General features: G+C 35.9%; 18 protein-coding genes and 1 tRNA gene. 5 read left to right on the forward strand and 14 right to left on the reverse strand.

The annotated features are described in order from the left end of the window. Nucleotides 1–260: 260 nt before the first annotated feature. From ABDJ41_RS16195 to ABDJ41_RS16205, 3 genes are all read left to right on the forward strand, one after another. Nucleotides 261–1,046, forward strand: a complete 786-nt coding sequence (locus tag ABDJ41_RS16195; protein ID WP_349787117.1) for a hypothetical protein — start codon at nt 261–263, stop codon at nt 1,044–1,046. Nucleotides 1,047–1,504: 458 nt separating this feature from the next. Then, complete coding sequence (locus ABDJ41_RS16200) at nt 1,505–1,765, forward strand: helix-turn-helix domain-containing protein (protein ID WP_349787118.1); 261 nt, start codon at nt 1,505–1,507, stop codon at nt 1,763–1,765. A gap of 1 nt (nt 1,766) precedes the next feature. Continuing rightward, nucleotides 1,767–2,078: a hypothetical protein gene (locus ABDJ41_RS16205; protein ID WP_349787119.1), complete on the forward strand. Its 312-nt coding sequence runs from the start codon at nt 1,767–1,769 to the stop codon at nt 2,076–2,078. A gap of 83 nt (nt 2,079–2,161) precedes the next feature. On the opposite strand, the gene ABDJ41_RS16210 is transcribed toward ABDJ41_RS16205, so the two are convergent. The 4 genes from ABDJ41_RS16210 to ABDJ41_RS16225 all read right to left on the reverse strand — a co-directional run bounded on the left by ABDJ41_RS16210 (nt 2,162) and on the right by ABDJ41_RS16225 (nt 6,437). Next, nucleotides 2,162–3,382: a site-specific integrase gene (locus tag ABDJ41_RS16210; protein ID WP_349787120.1), complete on the reverse strand. Its 1,221-nt coding sequence runs from the start codon at nt 3,380–3,382 to the stop codon at nt 2,162–2,164. 246 nt (nt 3,383–3,628) lie between these two features. Beyond that, a tRNA-Lys gene (locus ABDJ41_RS16215) sits at nt 3,629–3,701 on the reverse strand. 108 nt (nt 3,702–3,809) lie between these two features. Then, entirely contained in the window at nt 3,810–4,130 is a 321-nt protein-coding gene (locus ABDJ41_RS16220; protein ID WP_349787121.1) for a hypothetical protein, read from the reverse strand. 30 nt (nt 4,131–4,160) lie between these two features. Beyond that, the gene (locus ABDJ41_RS16225; RefSeq protein WP_349787122.1) at nt 4,161–6,437 is read right to left on the reverse strand and encodes a TonB-dependent receptor; all 2,277 of its coding nucleotides are present in this window, start codon (nt 6,435–6,437) and stop codon (nt 4,161–4,163) included. A 239-nt stretch (nt 6,438–6,676) separates the two neighbouring features. Between ABDJ41_RS16225 and ABDJ41_RS16230 the strand changes: the two genes are divergently transcribed. Beyond that, nucleotides 6,677–9,130 carry an outer membrane beta-barrel protein gene (locus tag ABDJ41_RS16230; protein WP_349787123.1) on the forward strand — a complete coding sequence of 818 codons (2,454 nt, stop codon included), beginning with the start codon at nt 6,677–6,679 and terminating at the stop codon, nt 9,128–9,130. Between the two features lie 131 nt (nt 9,131–9,261). On the opposite strand, the gene chrA is transcribed toward ABDJ41_RS16230, so the two are convergent. From chrA to ABDJ41_RS16255, 5 genes are all read right to left on the reverse strand, one after another. Further along, nucleotides 9,262–10,623, reverse strand: a complete 1,362-nt coding sequence (gene chrA / locus ABDJ41_RS16235; protein WP_349787124.1) for a chromate efflux transporter — start codon at nt 10,621–10,623, stop codon at nt 9,262–9,264. Between the two features lie 560 nt (nt 10,624–11,183). Further along, entirely contained in the window at nt 11,184–11,732 is a 549-nt protein-coding gene (locus ABDJ41_RS16240; protein WP_349787125.1) for a hypothetical protein, read from the reverse strand. A gap of 183 nt (nt 11,733–11,915) precedes the next feature. Next, complete coding sequence (locus ABDJ41_RS16245; RefSeq protein WP_349787126.1) at nt 11,916–12,338, reverse strand: hypothetical protein; 423 nt, start codon at nt 12,336–12,338, stop codon at nt 11,916–11,918. Nucleotides 12,339–12,561: 223 nt separating this feature from the next. Beyond that, nucleotides 12,562–12,792, reverse strand: coding sequence for an SRPBCC family protein (locus ABDJ41_RS16250; RefSeq protein WP_349787127.1), 231 nt, complete (start codon nt 12,790–12,792; stop codon nt 12,562–12,564). A 3-nt stretch (nt 12,793–12,795) separates the two neighbouring features. Further along, a complete protein-coding gene (locus ABDJ41_RS16255; RefSeq protein ID WP_349787128.1) occupies nt 12,796–13,173 on the reverse strand; it encodes a hypothetical protein in 378 nt (125 codons plus the stop codon). A 133-nt stretch (nt 13,174–13,306) separates the two neighbouring features. Here ABDJ41_RS16255 and ABDJ41_RS16260 point away from each other — a divergent pair, with 133 nt between their 5' ends. Continuing rightward, nucleotides 13,307–13,774, forward strand: a complete 468-nt coding sequence (locus ABDJ41_RS16260) for a sigma-70 family RNA polymerase sigma factor (RefSeq protein WP_349787129.1) — start codon at nt 13,307–13,309, stop codon at nt 13,772–13,774. A 62-nt stretch (nt 13,775–13,836) separates the two neighbouring features. On the opposite strand, the gene ABDJ41_RS16265 is transcribed toward ABDJ41_RS16260, so the two are convergent. From ABDJ41_RS16265 to ABDJ41_RS16285, 5 genes are read right to left on the reverse strand one after another with little or no spacing between them, the layout of a single operon-like run. After that, nucleotides 13,837–14,583 carry a GDSL-type esterase/lipase family protein gene (locus tag ABDJ41_RS16265; RefSeq protein WP_349787130.1) on the reverse strand — a complete coding sequence of 249 codons (747 nt, stop codon included), beginning with the start codon at nt 14,581–14,583 and terminating at the stop codon, nt 13,837–13,839. Continuing rightward, the gene (locus tag ABDJ41_RS16270) at nt 14,580–15,488 is read right to left on the reverse strand and encodes a PorP/SprF family type IX secretion system membrane protein (protein ID WP_349787131.1); all 909 of its coding nucleotides are present in this window, start codon (nt 15,486–15,488) and stop codon (nt 14,580–14,582) included. The genes ABDJ41_RS16265 and ABDJ41_RS16270 overlap by 4 nt, the downstream gene beginning before the upstream one ends. Before the next feature lie 13 nt (nt 15,489–15,501). Continuing rightward, nucleotides 15,502–17,385, reverse strand: coding sequence for a T9SS type B sorting domain-containing protein (locus ABDJ41_RS16275; RefSeq protein WP_349787132.1), 1,884 nt, complete (start codon nt 17,383–17,385; stop codon nt 15,502–15,504). A 23-nt stretch (nt 17,386–17,408) separates the two neighbouring features. Continuing rightward, on the reverse strand, nt 17,409–18,239 hold the full coding sequence (locus tag ABDJ41_RS16280; protein ID WP_349787133.1) for an endonuclease/exonuclease/phosphatase family protein: 831 nt from the start codon (nt 18,237–18,239) through the stop codon (nt 17,409–17,411). Between the two features lie 25 nt (nt 18,240–18,264). Further along, nucleotides 18,265–19,902, reverse strand: coding sequence for a RagB/SusD family nutrient uptake outer membrane protein (locus tag ABDJ41_RS16285; protein WP_349787134.1), 1,638 nt, complete (start codon nt 19,900–19,902; stop codon nt 18,265–18,267). Between the last annotated feature and the right edge of the window lies 1 nt (nt 19,903).

Here is a 19,903-nt window from a genome sequence, read left to right on the forward strand (position 1 = left end):
TAGCCAAAGGTGGAAAGCCTTAAATTTCCCTTATCACTAGTAGAGATAAATAATTATATCGCTGATAAAATTATTTAGGTATTTTAAATTAAGAATTTTTATTTCTATAATTGCGTAATGCTTGTTGGCAAGCATGCCCGTTCGTGCAAAGATTTCATCAGCCAATAGTTTAATAATGCAAACCTACCTTCTTATTATCCAAACAAGATTACGAACGCAAAATTCAGGATAATTAGTTGGTACAAAAGGAATGTATTATTATGAAAACAATTGAGTATTTCAAACTCCAAGCAAAAAATCTCCACAAAGATTACAAAACTCAAAAATCTTACTTCGACAAAAAAGTAGGTAGTTATTCTTATCAGTATCATCCAAAGTACTTTGACGTGCATGGGATTATTCTGGACTTTAGAATTCCTGAAGACAAATTCAGCCTGATGAGTGCGCAACACGTCATTTCCAAATTCGCAGGCTTCAACAAATGGGCAGATATGGTAAAGGCTTCACCAATAGAACTGGAGCTTGCAAAGCTGCTTTTCGAGAATTCGCACAAGGTCAGCGTACAGGAATGGAAAGATTATATTGCCCATGGCGAAAAGGAAAATAACACCACATTTGATGACAAGACAAAACTTGAAATCTTTACCAATGTTTGGGTTCCTGCAGAGGATATCGAAAGTCTCCATTATGACTATCGCCTTTCCAATATCAATAAGAAAGTTATTGAAAATATGCAGCAGGGTAGCTACAAACCAAAAATATCGAAACAAATTACCTCTCTTCCTTTGACCGGTGCAGACCGAAAAGAATTTATTGAAACTGCGAAAAGTGCTTTCGAGCAGATCTTTGCAAGTATTGAACCAGAACATCCAGTGGAAACACGCAAATTATGGGATGCGGAGCGATATGTTGACGAAGAACTTTTGAAACCAGATATGTTGCCAATTAACACAAACTATGCTCTTTCTCTGATCGATGCCTTTTTAGTTAACCATGTTATCCAATTAGCAGCAAAAGCTGATGATCAGGCCGGTCAATCTAATTAAATGACTATAATTTAGAATTGGCTTTATCATAAGTGGTCACCGGATTACACCGAAGTGACCACTTTTGGTGACTTAGCACCTTTGTTCGTTAGCCTGATATTGGGACAAATGGCAGTATTAGGGATTCAGCATTCGCAAAAACAATATTGATAAACTAGGGCTTGGTGAAATTTACTAGTAATACGTACTCTAGATCAAATTACATCATCTGCTTTGTCAACTTTCTTCATCGCCCCTACCAAAACTTCAGCTGTTTCCATCGCAATTAGTGATATAAATTTTTCACTAGTAGAGATAAACGCAAAAACATTATCCATTACTTGCCTAAGTAAACTTTAACACCAATTCATATAACTATAAAAGTAACAATAAGCAGGTTTTAGATACCATATCTAAAAAACATACAACAATAGTATTTAACAATTATCAACCAGAACAAAGAAAGGAACGCATTAATTATGAAAATAGACATCGTGACAATGGAGGAATTGGAGCAATTCAAAACAGAGTTTATACGGGAAATGAGAAGTCTTATTATGGACAAAAAGCCTACACAAACGACTAAATGGCTAAGAAGTATAGAAGTGAGAAAGATGCTAAGTATATCACCTGGCACTTTACAAAACCTGAGAGTCAGTGGCACACTCCCCTTCAAAAAGATCGGAGGCAGTATGTACTACAACAAACAAGATATTGAGAAAATGATGAAAGGAGAATAACATGAGAAATTACAACATGGATTACTTGAATATACAGAAGCATAATTTAACCCATTATTTTCGACGTATGGCACTTGACGAAAGACTATTACCTACTCATATCAGCCTCTTTATGGCCTTGTTTTACTTTTGCAATAGCCAGGCGCCCGAAACACCATTTCAGGTAAGCCGACCTAAACTCATGAGGTTTTCACGCATCAAATCAATAGCTACCTATCACAAGAATATTAACGACTTAACAACTTACGGTTACATTGAATACAAACCATCCTGGCATCCTCAAAGAGGCAGCACGGTTAGGTTGATTGTTTAAACTGAAAACAATTGAGTTCATATTTGCCTTCGTTGCCAAATCAAGCGTCTGAAATACCAATGCTTCAGACGCTTCATGGGGATTTAGATAGCCTGTTGGAATTTATCTCTCAATAAAGCCATGTCCTCACTAACTTTAATATCCAGTATCTTGGCATAGATCTGCGTAGTTCTGATACTGGTATGCCCCATCATTTTTGATACAGTTTCTATTGGCACACCGTTTAATAAGGTAACAGTGGTAGCAAAAGTATGCCGGGCAACATGTGAACTAAGTGGTTTATCAATATCACAAAGCGTTGCAATTTCTTTTAAATATTCGTTCATTTTTTGATTGCTGGCAACGGGCATTGCCTTATCTTGGTTGATGCAATATGCAGTTTCACGATATCGGTCTAAAATCATTGTAGCAGTCGGTAACAAAGGGATAGCAGAACGGGTACCTGTTTTCTTTCTGTGGGTAAATATCCACCTATTGCCATCAATTCCTTTACTTATATCTGATAGTTTTAGTTTCTGCACATCTGCATAAGCAAGCCCGGTAAAGCAGCAAAACAGAAACACATCCCTTACCTGTAAAAGCCTTTGGGTACTGAATTGTTTTTCAGCTATACGCTGCAACTCGTCCTCGGTTAGAAATGGCCGCTCTACAGGCTTAGATTTGAGCTTATAGCCCAACATTGGGTCGGTATCCATCCATTTTAAGCTGATACAGATGCGTATGATCTTCCCAAAGTTTTTAAGGTATCTGATCGCTGTATTATTCGCGCAACTGTTTTCGGTTCTTAAATAAAACTCAAAATCGCTGATAAAGGCGTGATCTATTTTTTTTATGCTGATATCTGTAATCTTGTATTTTTCCAGCATAAACGCCTTAAGATGCCTTTCCAATACCTCAAATCGTTTTAATGTTCCCATTGCATATTCTTTACCAACCAAAGCTTTCATCTTTGAATTATGTTCTTTAACGGCTTCTAATAAAGTATGCGCTTGCTCTTGCTTTCCCGCAAATTTATTTTTGATGCTTTCCGCGGTAATCTCCACTCCTGCTAAGGTTAATAATTTATGTGCATGATAAACCATTGCTTGTAGATTGTCCAGATAAGCATTCAAACTTTTAATATCTTCCTTAGTTCCCTTCAGCCGTCCAGTTCTTGAGCTCCATTGTTTTGGCTCGCATACTCTACCTGTTGCCATCTCGGAACGTTTACCTGCTACGGTAATTCTTAAATAGATAGGTGCTCCACCAGAAAGATAGTTTTTTTGTTTCTTCATGTAGAAGAGCAGACTGAAATTGGTTTTCATAATCAAAGATTTAAGGTTAACAAAGTTAGCCTTGCAGTCTTTACGCATCAAGTCGTTCAAATTTTGAACTAATTGAATAACAAATAGTTATAAGATATTCGGTGAGTAAATCGGAACCTCAAATTACTCACCTAATCGCTCACCTATTTTTTGCGAATTTTTGAATATTTTGGGGTTTTCACTAAATGCAAAAAGCCTGCAATCATTTGATTTGCAGGCTTTTATACGTTTTGTTACTATTATCTGTGATCCCGCTGGGATTCGAACCCAGGACCACTACATTAAAAGTGTAATGCTCTACCAGCTGAGCTACGGAATCGTTTCCTTGTTTGAAGGAGTGCAAAAGTATAAAATTTTATCTAATTTCACACATCAAAATCAATTTATTATTAACATTTCTTTAAGTAATTGATTTATAGATACAAAATCATAGACTTTTCTTGGATGCCTGAATTGTTTTGTCTATTGCATCAGCTAAAACATCACGATACTTAATAAAACTATTCTGACGATCCTCTTCTCCTTCACTCTCCTTAAGTGATCTTTTGCATTCCTTTACCTGTTGCAATTCATTTTGATAAAGATCCATAAAAGTCTCAGCATCTTTATTTTTCAATATCCTTACCGTATGTGAATATTGCTCATACAGATCTGTAATCACGGTAAGACTTTTCTCATCATAATTATTCAGACCCCTAGTTTTTGTAGATAGCTTTTCTAGCTTTCCTCTTTCTTTTGCATAACCCATAATAGCGCGAAGATACAGCTTTATCGTTATTTACATTAAACCAAATTTCAAACCCATAAAAAATGTCCTTGGTCTTCCTGGTCCATATATATAATTACTATCTCTGTTTTTACCGATGTCAAAATCTTTTTGATACTGATTAAACATATTCTGTACACCTATATTGAATTGAAGATCCTGTTTTATACTCTTCAATGTAAACCGATATGATAACTTTAAATTGTTCTCCAAAAACGTTGGCGACCTGTAAAGTATATCCTGATCTACCCCCGGAGCACCTGCAACATGCGGTACTTCCATAGGACCAGTTAATACACCAGATAACACCGCATTAAACCTGCTTTGAGGCAGAAAACTTAATGTATAATAACCATAAACATCTGGCGAACGTAAGTATCTTTTGCTTCCAGGTAATTCGGCCGACCAAAGTACAGGATTTTCAAAAGTCGACTTCTGAAATGTTACACCTGTCTCTAATTGTACTATTTGATCATAGTTTACACGACCTTCTAAGGTGATTCCTTTTACCGTTGAATTGCCACCATTTTTACGCAGTAATTGTTTGTTCCCATTTGGATCTATTCCAAGATCTTCTAACACAAAAGTGTTGTACAAACGCGTAAAAAATCCATCTAATGTAAAACCATAAATGAAATGCTCTGATGGTTTATTAAAATCCAGAGATGCATTAAAGCTATTAGAAGTCTCTTCTGCCAGATTTGCATCCGTACTAATAACAGAAACACCACCACCAGCAAAAGCCATGTGCATATCTGTTTCTAATGCCTGTGGAGCTTTAAATCCTCTGGCATAAGATGCACGCAATTGTGTTTCCGCATTTAACTTATATAAAGTGCTCAATCGTGGAGTAAGAACAAGTTTGCTGATGCGGTTAGATTTGTTTAAACGCAAACCAGACAATACCGTAAATTTATTGGTTACCTCCCAGTCACTCTGTAAAAAGACACCAAAAAGGTTCACATTCTGATCTATCAGATAATCATAAGCCTTAATTTCATCAAATGTATATTCATATTGATTCTCAAAACCTGTAGTAAAGGTGTTTTTTCCCTTTAGAAAATTGTTAGCTGTATAATTATACTGTACCCCACCCTGTATAGAGTAGTTTTTAGTATTCCCCCAAGCATCAATCTGGTCTATTCCAGTATAATGTGTTCTTTTTGTATTCTGAGCAGAACCATAGATGCTAAATGAACTTTTATTATCTTTTGACTGATGTTCGTAATTGAAGCCCCCAACTAAAATATTATGTAACCTATACTCAGATTGATCAGCCTTATCCGCTGGCAGATCTAGCTTGTTCCCTCCTTTTCTCTCTTCATATATACTCCATCCATTTATTTCCAGCTTATCCTGAGTCGATAATTTAAAAAAGGAGTTAAAGCCAAAAGAGTTATTTTTTAACATAGGCATTTCCGAGTACCCATCACCGTTGGCATCAAAAGAATTGCGATCTCGGCGAGAGCCAAAAAAAGAAACTCCTGCATTTTGTGCTTCATTAACAGCTGTTAAATTGGCGTTAAAAAAATGATCCCAGGTACTGCTTCCTATTATAGAGCTGTTATTGGCTAATGTAAATGAACTCGTTTTAGGCTCTTTCGTTAATATGTTTACCGTACCTGCAATAGCTGATGAACCATATAAAACGGAACCTCCACCTCTCACAACCTCTACCCTGTCAATCATATTTGCTGGTATCTGCTCCAATCCGTAAAGGCTCATCAGAGAACTAAATACCGGGCGACTATTAATCAGCACCTGAGAATATGAGCCACCTAACCCATTCATCCTCAACTGAGAGTAATTACAGGTCTGACAATCTGTTTCCATTCGTAATCCGGGTTGAAAGCATAAACCATCTGCCAGGGTGTTAGACTGCGTATTATTAAAAGTTCTGCTGTCCAGGATATTTACTGCCACCGGACTTTCCAATCTTCTTCTATTGGTTCTGGTTCCTGTCACAACAACACTGTTTAAAGTATTTATTGACGAGGTTAATACCAGATCTAAAACTATAGGCTGAACGTCAGCAACCTTAACTTGTTTATATTTAGTATCATAACCGATGTAGCTTACTACCAACTGATGGGTTCCATAAGGAACATTTTTCAACTCATAATACCCCGCACTATCTGCTTTAGCTTTAATATTCGTTTTGGATATACTTATAGTTACCCATTCAACTGGCTGTCCGTTCTTATCGGTGATGTTTCCTTTTATTAGTGTTTCTTGTGCCCTTGCTGAAAAGGTAATCAAAGCTAAGGCAATTATTAGTAATGGTTTCATTTGATCTAAATTGATTTTATTAACAGCAAACATACAAAAGTTAGATTAATCTAACAATTAAATTAGATAAATAACATTAAAAAGATAACACTCTATTCAGTAGCTATTTACAATATTTTCAAAAATATTGTAACGTTTTGCTATACAGTACTGTCTTATATTCAAAATCAACGCACCCATCTACAACTATTTGATTTATAACAAAATGCGCTAAATGCGTAATGGAAAAATACTGTCCTATGAAAACGAAGCTATTCTATGTATTTCCTGTCATTTTCTGCAGCTTTCTGTTAATCTCAAGACGAGCAAATGCACAATCTACAGGCGAAATATCCGGTAAAGTACTGGATGAACAATATAAAGCATTTCCTTTTGCTTCTGTAAATCTGCTAAATGCCAAGGATTCAACTTCTGTAAGAGGAACTTTAACTAGTGATAATGGTCTTTACGAATTAAAGGGCTTAAATGCAGGCAAATACCTGATCGCCATAAATGTAATAGGCTATAAAAAAGCCATTAAAGGACCTTATGTGATCACAACTGACTCAAAACCTGTTACCGTAAGTGATGTACAACTTAGCGTTGATGCTAAACTTTTAAAAGGGGTGGAAATTGTAAAACGGAAACCTTTAATTGAGCGTCAGATTGATAAAACCGTGCTCAACATCGAAAATAGCATTCTGGCGACAGGAAACACCGCATTAGAAATTCTTGAAAAGGCCCCGGGGGTAACAGTTGATAAAGATGGAAAGATAAGCTTAAGAGGTAAGCAAGGTGTAAACATTATGTTAGATGGTAAACCAACGAACCTTTCTGCCGAACAATTGGCCAACCTGCTTCGATCTACAGAAGGTAACGCCATACAATCTATAGAACTCATTACCAACCCATCCGCTAAGTATGATGCTGCCGGAAACTCAGGAATCATCAATATTAAACTAAAGAAAAACAGCAATTATGGTCTTAATGGCACTGTAACAGCCGGTGCTGGATATGGCACTTTGCCTAAAGTAAATGGTGGACTCAACATAAATTATAGAAATAAGAAGTTCAATATCTACGGAAATGGTAATTACGGCTTTAATAAAAGTTTTAATGAAACTGATATTTCAAGGGTTAATGGCACCATGACCGATAAAACATATTTCGTACAAACAGGTCATAACGATAGAAAACGAACTAATCGCAATTATAAAGCTGGTTTAGATTATTTTATAAATGATAACCATACCATAGGAGTTTTTGTAAACGGGTACCATGGTAATGGTCCAAACAAGTCTAACATCCTTACACTTATTGGTAATGAACCGCTTAAGATAGATTCTTCTGTAGTAGCTTTTAATACCAGCGACTCAAAATATACAGGAATTACTTACAATCTAAACTACCGCGGCGTATTGGATACCCTGGGTCAGGAAATCAGCATGGATATGGATTACTCCCGCTATTTTGAAACTCAGGAAAGCATATTTAACAATGAGTACAAGAATGCTGCTGGTGGAATACTGAAGCCCGATTACATATTCAGAAACACCTCTCCATCTCTTGTTAAGATCTATGGCGCTAAGATCGATTATGTGATGCCCATAAACAAAGACATTAAAATGGAGTTTGGCGTTAAAACCAGCTTCGTTAAGACAGATAACAATTTCATTTTTGAAAACTACAAGAATGACAAATGGGAAAATGACCCAGCCAGAAGCAATCAATTTGTATACGATGAAAATATCAATGCAGCATACGCCAATTACAAGCAGAAATTCAAAACTACAACCGTACAAATCGGATTAAGGGCAGAACAAACAGGATCTAAAGGGAATTCCATAACCGAAAAAAAGGTAGTCAACAGAGATTATCTGAACCTATTTCCAAGTCTGTTCATCAACCAGGAATTATCAAAAAATCATGAAATAGGCTTTTCTTATAGTCGCAGGATAGACAGGCCCGATTATGGCTCCTTAAATCCTTTTATTTATTACCTCGACTTATACTCTTACAGATTTGGCAATCCTTTCTTAAAGCCTCAATACACCAATTCATTTGAGTTTTCTTACTCCTATAAAAAGAACTTAAATATTACCATGGGCTATAGTCATACCAATGATGTGATGACCGAGGTTTTACTAACAGATACAGCTAAGAAAACAATATTTATCTCCCAACAAAATCTGGCGACACAAGATTCCTATAACATGAATATCAGCTCTCCCCTTACCATTACCAAATGGTGGAGTAGCAATAACAACTTAAACATCTTTTATAATAGATTTGAAACACCTGACCTGCTAGGTTCTCCATATTCCAGCGGGCGACTAGCTTTCACTTTAAATACAAACCAAACCATTACATTGAACCCAAGTACTAAATTTGAATGGTCGGCAAATTACGAATCCAAGCAAGTATGGGGTACTTTGTTAATTGAACCCCGTTACCGCATTGATATGGGAGCCAGTAAATCCTTTATGGATAGCAAGCTGAATATTAAGTTTGCAGCCAATGATATTTTTAAACTGATGAAAAGTAGAATTACCAGCACACTACCCTCTCAAGACTATGTGGTTAATGAAAGATGGGAAAGTCAGGTTTTCCGCCTAACATGTACTTATCGCTTCGGAAGTAAGGAAATTAAAGCTGCACGACAACGTTCCAGTAGTTCAGAAAGTGAAAGCAAACGCGTAAAATCAGGAAATTAAAAAAAGCGAGACTCGTCAGAAGACAAGTCCCGCTTTCAATTAACGCTCTCTGCATGCAAGGTACATAAAACTCATTCAAATACAAATATATTTTTCATTTTTAAAGAATTGAGTTCTACACTACTCAGCTTTTAAACTATCATGGGTTGTATAAAATAGTATTGCAACACACCATAAATCATGCTTAGTAATATCAAATAAACAATATTGATCCTGAATTTAAACATCAGTAACATTGATACCAGTATCCATAATAAAGCCATTACATCAATACTTCCCAATGAAAATCCCTTATGAAAAAGCACATCCTTCCCTAAATAAAGCGTAAGGTTTAAGATTACCCCAACAACGGCAGCAGTTACAAAGCTGAGCACATCACTAATCACCGCATTTCCCCTGGAATGCTCTAAAGCTGGTCCGCCGACAAAAATGAACAGGAACGAAGGTAAAAATGTATAAAAGGTAGTCGCTAAGAGTCCGATAGTGCCCATCCATAATGATCCATCAAAGTGATTAAATCCGGCCATAAAACCAACATAACACACTACAATGATTAAAGGTCCGGGTGTAGTCTCTGCAAGTGCAAAACCATCTACCATTTGCGATTTACTTAACCAGTTAAACTTAGACACACTAAACTGCGCTACATAGGGTAAAACAGTATATGAGCCACCAATGGTAAAAAGTGCAGTCTGGGTAAAAAATAAGATCATGCCCTTCCAGAAGGAAAAATCATCACTCAATAGATAAAACAATAAGAAAGGAATCAGCCAGATCAGTAAAAATACCGCACTTTGTTTAATCAATAGCCAGGTGCTGAAATCTCTCCCAAGTCCTTCAGTATGTTTATTGATGTAATAGCTTTGTTCAGTATTCACCAGGTTATTTTCATCCTGATTCTGTTCATCCGTTTTTGTATTTTTTCTATACACCAGATCTGGCCAGAAATACCTGAACAATAAAGCAAAACCAATGGTTCCAAGAATTATATAAGGCATGGAAATGTTAAAGAAAAAGATGCTTGCAAAAGCAACCGCAGCCAACACATAGTGTAAAATCCCATGAAGTGCCTTGCCTCCTACGCTCCATATCGCATGAAAGATAATGGCTACCACCGCAGGCTTTAAACCACTAAATACAGCCTCCATCCAGGTCTGGTTACCAAAAGTGACATATAGTAAGCTAAGTCCGAGTAGAATAAACACAGAAGGCAGAATGAAGAATAAGCCAGCGAGCAATCCCCCGCGCTTACCGTGTAACTGCCAGCCAATGTAAATAGCAAGTTGCTGGGCCTCCGGTCCGGGTAAAAGCATGCATAAGCTGAGGGCATGAAAGAACCTGCTGCTACTGATCCATCTCTTCTTGTCGACCAGGAAATCATGCATGATATTGATATGCCCGAGCGTACCACCAAAGCTTATCCAACCTAATTTAAACCAGAATTTTATTGCGTCTTTGAAAGGAGGTTTTTGTACGGTATCTTCTTTTTGCATGAGGGGATTTCGTGTTCGACAGGGTAGTCCGAAGATACGAAAAATGGAGGGGGTGTGAAAGAAAATAGCCTGCGAATTTACATCCGTAGGCTATAAAATATTGTGATAAAATAAGAATGATTTTATCTAAAAAAATCACAAAACCAACTACGAGTAAACAATGGACTTGGTTTAATTAGGCTGGAACTTCGCTGATTTACTGCTTTGTTTGCTCATAAAAAAATTAAGTTTTCTGCATGTGTAACTTGTTCCTCAAAACTATAAAAGATTAATGTCTCACGTGAGATCAAAGGGAAGTAAGAGCCAATGAAAACTTACCATCCATTAAAATGGTTGCAAAATAGCTAAGCCCTTTGTTCTTACCACGGACTTTCTGATCCGAGAAGGAGAAAGTAATTCTTATGACAAAGAATTCGTAGATCGCATTCACTATATGCAGAAAATGGATGCAGAGATCAAAGCATTCTTTTAACGTCATTAATACATACATCCAAAACTTTAGGACCAAACAGGCCTTTTAGTAAAAACAACAAAGCCCGAACAATACCAGGCTTTGAGATTTAAGATTTCACTAAATCATATGCTTCTGGTGAATTAACACTTGTCACTAAACGCCAACCAGCATCTAACTTCTCTTCCGCACCTTTCCCCACATAGGATGTGCCAATGCGTTTAAACTCCTTCTTAACCTTTTTTGAAAAAGTATTATAGAAGTTCAATGAAGAAGGATCATCAGAAGTGATACCAATCCTTCCGCCCACGATGACATCATCTTTTTCAATATAGACACCTCCAAGTTTCAATTCAATCCCCTTGGGATTATTTAGAAGATCCACAGCATATTTTATTCCCCCTTTTCTTTGTTCGATTTCTCGAATATCAAGTGTAGTACTTTTTGGGATAACTAGATAACGATCAATAAGGTTCCAATCTCCAAAAGACGTCAAACCAAGTCTTGGATCATCAAATATTGAATTATAATGAACAATATCTGGGCTATCAAAAAGCCCCATTAAGAAATATTGAATGTCAAAAGCTTCCTCTATCTCTTTTAATATTGGTTCAATGTCTGATTTGGTTATAAAAAACATTACCTGTTTACTACTCATTGCTTCTTTATTAACATTAAATGTTCCGTTGGTTTTTGCAGTCTTATTCTTGCTGCATTAATAAACTCTCGAGAAGTTATAATCCCACTTTACATCGTTGTATCGGACATAATGAAACATTGCGTATATAAAAAAACAAATGGAAACTAAAAGATAGAATATTTGATTTTTATAATACATAAATTAAGTACTTTTCTCAACTATTTTTATACTGTCTACAAAAACACTTGCTAGTTTTTTATAAATGTTAACAAATTCAGAATAATCAAATGATGGCAGTTCTTTTTCTAACTCCAACCATTCCTCACCTTTCTTCCAAAAATATTTGTAATAACAATAATCAAAAAACATTTCCATATTTTTATCCTTTCTCAACAACAGGCATTCTTCATTCTTTGTTTGATAAAAGAAATCTGAAATTAGATTGTATACTTCAATTAATACTCCAGCATCATCTGGTCCTATTTCTTCAATTTTCGTATTTCTTAATAGAACATCTTCAACTTCTATAATAGAATAAGAATTGATTTCGCTTGAAAATAGCTGCTTATAATTAATCAGTTCATCTTTATTAAATGGAAAAGTCTCTGCATCATGTTCATTCATAAAATGCTTTATGCGTTCCAAGGAAAGAAAGCCACAAATCCTATTTCCTTTATCTACTAAAAAAAAAATCATCAAACTCATTTTCTCCCAAAATGATGAAAACATTTGACGACTCCAACAGACAAAGCCCTATTATTGAAAAATTCATATGTTAAATATCATTATGTTAGGCCTTTATCCCCTATCATTACTAAAATTAAATGAGAGCAAAAAAATATGTCATCTATTTAAAGTTTAAGATAGTTATCTTACTGGTTAATTTTTGTGTAATACCAAAATGCCGTGCCTGCCATGTAACTGTTTCATTTAATTCAATAAGCCCAGATAACCTCCCGGCAATTGCTTTTTCATTAGTATGTTTCGTAGAAATCTGGTGCAAATCAATACTACGGGCCAGATCGAAGACAGTTTGTTTGTCAGCATTTATATAGGTTTTGAGCGATATTATAGGCATACGTTAAAACTTAGATTTATCAATAGCAATGATGCTGATATCATAAAGAAAAAGAATTAAAAACTCAAATATTACTATTCCTTTAAACATCAAAAAAACACCATTTAGAATCTCATTATTGGTATTGAATGTCAACAAATAAATCCCAAATATTGCCATTAATTGAGCAGGTATTTGCAACAAAATATCTTTGACATTTAAAGTTCTTATTAAACGAATGCTTATAACATTCAACATATCCTTGATTATATAAATCGATAATACTATTGCTAAAGTCAAGAAAAGAAAAAAAAGTAATACAGGTCGTTCATGATTAAATAGCCCATAATAAACTATTAATACAGATAGCAATATGCCAGAGAATTGTGAGAGCTTCTTCATATTGTAAATATACAATACTAAATATATTCACGTAAGATTATAGAAATAAATTGATTCATTGAACCTAAAAGTATACGATTAAACTAAATTTTGTTAAATATTCATATTTCTAACATATCCTCGTTATGAAATTATGAAAAACCCTACAATCTACTATGACTACGATTTACTCTTCGCTTTAAAAGACGAAAGCAAGGATAAAGCGGCTTTGAAACAAATTCTAAAACGTTACAGTGTCTTATTACTTCCTTTTATCTACATCCGCATTGGCAATTTAAATGTATGTGAGACTTTAGTATCAGAAGTTTTTTTGGATCTATGGGATGAACGCCTAACCATCGACCCCTATATTAGACTAGATCTCTATCTTTTTAAAAAAACTAAAGATAAAGCCATAGCATACATTGAAAAGGAGAAGCCAAAAAAATTTATGGAGGGTTTTAAAGAATACAGGAAAACTACACCATTTAACCCTGAGGTTCTTGAGCCTAGTTACCTTGAAAAAATAATGAAAGAAGAAATTTCTAATTTAAGTTACATATTTCGTAAAGATTACGAGTCGAGCAGACTGGGGCAAACTTTACAAACGAAATCTACGTAACAAAAGAGGCTTATAGCATTGGTAATGCTATAAGCCTCTTTTTTAATCTACTTCAGCTTATACTAAAGATAACCATTGGTTGTTAGAACAGTTTTCCAACGCTGATAGCCATCTGCAGATAAATGTAGTCCATCATAAGTATAGATAGTATTCATTCTGCCATTAGTATCCACAAAAGAGTCATAAAGATTTACAAAAGTTACACCTTCATCTGCACAGATAGTAAGTAACCTAGCATTTATAGCTTGTATCTCTGCCCTTTTATTCACATGATTTGGAAATTTAACCGCCCCACTTGTTAAAACAGTTTCATTAACTGGTAACATTCCCTGAAAATAGATTTTAGTCTGCGGACTTCCTGCTTTAATAAGACGAATCATCCTGATATAGTTCTTTACGATATACTTTTCCGTTACTCCTCTGGCCAAATCATTAATTCCTATTAAAATGAAAACTTTGGCTGGTTTACCATTAATTACTTCCTGCATTCTTTCAATCACACCATAAGTTATATCTCCTGAAATACCTCTGTTTTTAGCAATAGTTAAACCTAATAAGGTATTCCAATCCGTACCTGCTGTAATGCTGTTCCCAATAAATACGATATCCGTAGCAGCTCTGGTCTGAGCATTAAATTCCGCTACTTTCTGCCTGTAAGTATCTGGTCTGTATGTACTATCGAATCCTACAACCTCAACTTCTGGTACATCCACAATTGGTTTTGATGGTGGGTAATCTGACAGCCCTTTTTTACATGCCGAGCATATCAACAATGCTGCTATAAAAGTTAAAATGATATTCCTTTTCATAAATTTAAGTTTAATCCTAATTCAAATCCTCCTTTAGCAATTCCTTTTAGTTCTTGTGAAACAGATGAATACCCTCCTATTAACGACAATAAAGAATTGGGTTTTAAGCAAATTCCTGTAGAAAAACTTTTAGAACTATGGTACAATCCGTAAACACTTACTTTCTCTCCTTTCATAGTGATATTTGCGCCCACATCTACAATACCATCCAAACCTTTAATCCCTCTATAAGCTACCTTAGGCTCTAAAGTGAATGGGAATGATTTTTGGCTAAAGTCGATCTTATAACTTACTGCTGTAAAAAAGATATTCCTGTTAACAAGATTGCTTTCTTCATCAGTACTTAAAAGATCTTTAAGATTTAAAAAAGAAGCTTGTATGTTTAATGAATTCGAAGTATAAGCAATGCCAAATTCGGCATCAAAATACTTATCTCTATCAATATAACCTGTTATATCAGGATCATTAGGATCACCTTGTACATTTAAAACATCGAAATCATCAGTTCTAATACCGGCCGACAAACCAAAGCTTAACTTCTTTTCTGTGCTGATTGGCAAATGATAAGCGTAAGTCCCCATAATATTGGTCTGACTAAAAAAACCTGCTTTGCTATTTAAAATTGTTAGCCCCAATCCGTTTTTATCATTAATACTAAAATCAGCAGATAATGCCTGAGAAACAGGTGCGTTTTCTATTGATGTACTTAGCTTTCTATAGTTTGCTGAGATCTTTAAATTTCCATTTAAACCTGCAAATGCCGGGTTTGCTAAATACTGGTTAAAAAAATATTGATTTGCAAAAGGTTCTGTCTGGGCAACGGCACTTAAGCTGGAAAGAGAGATTAGTGTAAAAAAGACTAATAACACTTTACTATATTTCATGTAATATATTTTCTTATTCATGTCTTATCCTTAATTATTTCCTTCTAATAATATTAAGCATCCCTTTAAGGACACCTTTACCATCACCTAAATCAACTTGATAATAATAAGCTCCTTCTGATAGATAACTTCCATTATAAGTTGCATTCCAGGTGTTATCATATGATTTTTGATAAAAAACAATACGGCCGGATTTGTCCAATACTTTTACTTCATTATTTGGATATTCATGCAGGTTGTTTATTACCCAGGTATCATTTATACCATCGCCATTAGGTGTAATGACATTGCTAACCACGTAACTGTTAGCAGATGGTTTAGTTAATGCTGTAGTTACCTTTGCCAATCCGGAATATGGGGATGCTCCAATAGCGGAAATAGCTTTAATACGATAGTAATACGCTGTACCCGCCGAAAGTCCTAAGTCATTATAGGTATTGATATTTATACCGTATACGGTTGCCACATTACTGAAATCGACCCCGTTTAAAGAGCGCTCGATCACATATCCGATCTCGTCATCTGCTAAATCTACCCAACTTAGTTTTACTCCTGATGTAGATAAAGCTACACCGAACAGTGCAGATGGTGTTGCAGGATAGATATTAGTTTTGATATAAGAGGTATTACTATAGAAAGAATATCCGTTAACACTTTTAGCTCTTACCCGATAATAATAAGCACCTAATGGAAGTGTTTTGTCGATATATGTGGTCACATCTGTTCCAACGGTGCCAATTAGGGTAAAATCGGTTCCATTTGCAGAGCGTTCTATTTCAAAAGCGGTCTCATTATAAGAATTATCTACCCATTTCAATGTAACATCTGCCAGATCTGTGGAAGCACTTGTCTGAAGACCATTAGGAGCTTTCGCTGCTGAATCGTCTATTGGTGCCAATGCAATGCTCCTAAACTCAGTATTTACAGGAGCACTGGCAATTTTGGTTAAAGCAGTACTTACTGTCAGGTCTACATCCTTTGTATTTTCCAGCATTTGTATAGTAGATGGAGTAGTCGTATTTCCCATGACACTGATGAACAATGTTGCTTTTCCATCTTTATAAGTACCTGTTATACCTCTTACATTTTCTGTTACACCTGCTTTATTAAGTACTCCTTTTGCGATCCACTTTGAAGTAGCTACATCATACACATGCTTCTGAACCTGTCCGCCAGCAACCTCATAATCTGCCACATACAAAAGATCTGGTTCACTATCCCCATCCGTATCAAAAAACACAAAATTATAGGGTCTACCTGTAGTGGCGTAACCTGGTAACTTGGTAGTAGTTTGAGTACCTGATGTGGGCAAGCCTCCACTAACCGTAGCAATGGAGCTGGTTGTAGAGATATAAAGTTGGTTGTTAAAAATAGCTAATCCAAAATTCCCCGCAGCTGCAATACCCAATGAAGTTCCATTCGACTGACCTAATTTGATATGTCTTAAATTACTTCCAGAACCAATTATCCAAAAATTTTCATTGTCGCTGGTTACTGCCGACCTGAATGTGGAATTAATATTATCAATATAAGTACTTGAATTTACGCTTCCATCTGCCGATACAAATCCTAATACTTTTTTAGCAGCTGAAGCATTAATTGTTTCACCAGGAGCCTGATTAAAGCCCATAACCATTAAATGACGTTTATCAGCAGAAATAGTAAGATTTCCTTCATATGCTGCACTGTTCCAATTCCCTGTCAGGGCAAAGCTCTTTCCATCTGCAGAAGCTGATACTGGAAGTGCGGCTATTGTTCTTACAAAAACACCCGATGGAGTATACTCATCAATAAAGGTTGCAGTAGCCTTTCCTGTAGATTGTACAGAGCCATCTCCATACCTGTAAACAGCAATATTGCTTTGGGCATGGGCATAAAATCCCCAACCCACTAGTATTAGTGATAAAATTCTTTTCATGATGCCAATTGTTTTATACTATCCTATTTGAATTTGAATGTTGCAACTACCGGTCTATGGTCTGAAGCATAAGAATTATTGATAACCTGATGTGTCAATACAGTTAAGTCATTTGATTTGTAAAAGATTAAATCAATAGCCTTAGTCGGCGCGTCTGATGGCGCACTTGGTGCACATCCGGTTGTACAGGTTCTCTTAAAAAACTGATCAAAATAATTGATACTTGTACTTCCTGGCTGGTCGTTATAATCGCCACCAACAATTACTGGCAGGGTTTCATTTTGGAAATAATCAGCAATTTTCTGTGCCTGTAATAGTCTGTGAGCCTCAGCATCCCAATGGGTACTGGCTACAATAACTTCTTTCCCGTTTGGCAATTTCACTTTTACAACGGCCATCGATCTTTGCTCATAATCTACCCCATCTTTATGAGGCAAAAGAACCGTAGATGATGATAGTATTGGATATTTAGAAAGAATGGCGACTCCGAATTCCCCACCTTCATAATCAATCGCCTTGGCAAAATAACTATGTCTGCCTGTTAAACTTCCCAAAAGTTTAGCCTGATCATTTCCTGTGCCCGACCTTAATGTATGTACATCAACCTCCTGCAAAGCTACAATATCAGGATCTGCAATATTTATAACAGAAGCAATTGCATTTAAGTCAATAAAAGTTCTGTCTTTTGTTGGTGGACTACAATGGTGGACATTATAAGTCATTATTTTTAAATCGGCAGTACTACCAGTTGGAGGTGGGGTAATATCTCCCTTATCACTTCCCCCTTTGCTACATGCCAATATTGGAAGAACAGCAATTAACGCTATTAAATTTAAGATTCTCTTTTTCATCATTATATTTTTTAAATTTTCATCTTTTTTACCATCCTGTATTCTGACCTAATGCAGGGTTACGTGTATATTGAATAAATGGAACCGGCCACAGATAATGCTTGGGAGCAACAAAGGTTCTACCACTCAACGCAATGATGTAGCCATTTTGATCAGTTGTTTTATTGGAGACAGTAGAAGATACCAGTGCCCAGGATTTTTTCATTCCTTTCATATCTTCCGCCAGAAGATTTCCTTGTTTCCATCTTAAAATATCAAAGTATCTTTGTCCTTCTATAGCCAATTCTATCCTACGTTCTCTTCTGATCTCATCTCTCACATTCAGACCATTTGCAGTTAACTCAGCAATTTCCATATGCTTCATACCAACCCTATCTCTTAATAAGTTGATGCTGATATCAAGATCGTTCTGACTTAATGCTCCTTGCTCAGCTGCAGCCTCTGCATAAGTAAGTAATACCTCGGCATAACGCATGATATGAATATCGTTGGCATCTCTATTGCCCGTTGCAACTGCGGGTATTTCTACATACTTATTAAAGTAATAGCCCGTTAAGGTTACACAGCCTTGTCCATCGGCATTAAATTTTGGTGCGGTAAAAATGCCCGGATTTGTATTCGCAGGATTGCCATCTTTCATTCCTCCCCATGCCGATCCTGGTTTTAGAATAGTTTGCGTCATCCTTGGATCTCTGTTTTCGAAAACATCATTGTAGTTATTTTCTTTGTACAATGGGGATATGTTAATCGGCAATCCATCTGAACACAAATAAGCATCAACCAAAGATTTAGTAGGACTCCATCTTGAATTTTCATTCGGAACCTGTATAAGTCTGCTCAGATTGTGCATACTTACATCCTTCAAGTTTAACCTGGCAATAATGGTTTCTCTGTTTTTCCCATTGGCAAGTTTTCCATTATAGGTAAACAAATCAGAATAACTGCTAGCTGGATTACCATTCGTATATAAAGCATATACGCCTAAATCCATTACATCTTTCGCGGCTTTTTGCGCAACATCAAATCTGTTGTTATAAAGTGCATATCTTGCTTTTAAAGCTAATGCTGCCCCCTTATTTAACCTACCTAACTTTACACCAGTATTGATCGCTGCATCTAACAAATCGGCTGATTCCTGCAATTCATTTAAGATAAAATCTACTACTTGTTCTTTAGGATTTCTGGGCTCATATAATTCATCTATATCCAGCACTTTTGTAACCAAAGGAACATCACCATACAGACTTACCAGGTGACCTAACAAGTAAGCTCTAATCACACGAGCTTCAGCAGCTAAACGGTCCTTTGTCTCTTGTGGAATACTGGCTTTATTGTAATTTTCAAGAAAGACATTGCATCTTCTGATACCTGCATAATCACCCACCCATTCAGAATTAATTAATCCCAGATCTGTTGCAAAAGTTCCACTACCAACTAACCTTCTTTGAGCAGATGTTGGGTACAACGAATTATCACCCTGCATTTCCTCTTCAATAAGGTTAATATTCCTTAAACTATTGTAGCAAGTATTTAAAGCAAGTACCAGTTGTTCTTCATTATTCCAGAAAGATTCATTTACAATCTCGTCTGGTGATACCACATCTAAGAAGCCCTTGTTACAAGCAGAAAGCAGAAAAATTGATAGTATATAAAATATTTTTTTCATG

It is taken from the genome of Pedobacter sp. ASV1-7 (assembly GCF_040203335.1).
Taxonomy (GTDB): Bacteria; Bacteroidota; Bacteroidia; order Sphingobacteriales; family Sphingobacteriaceae; genus Pedobacter.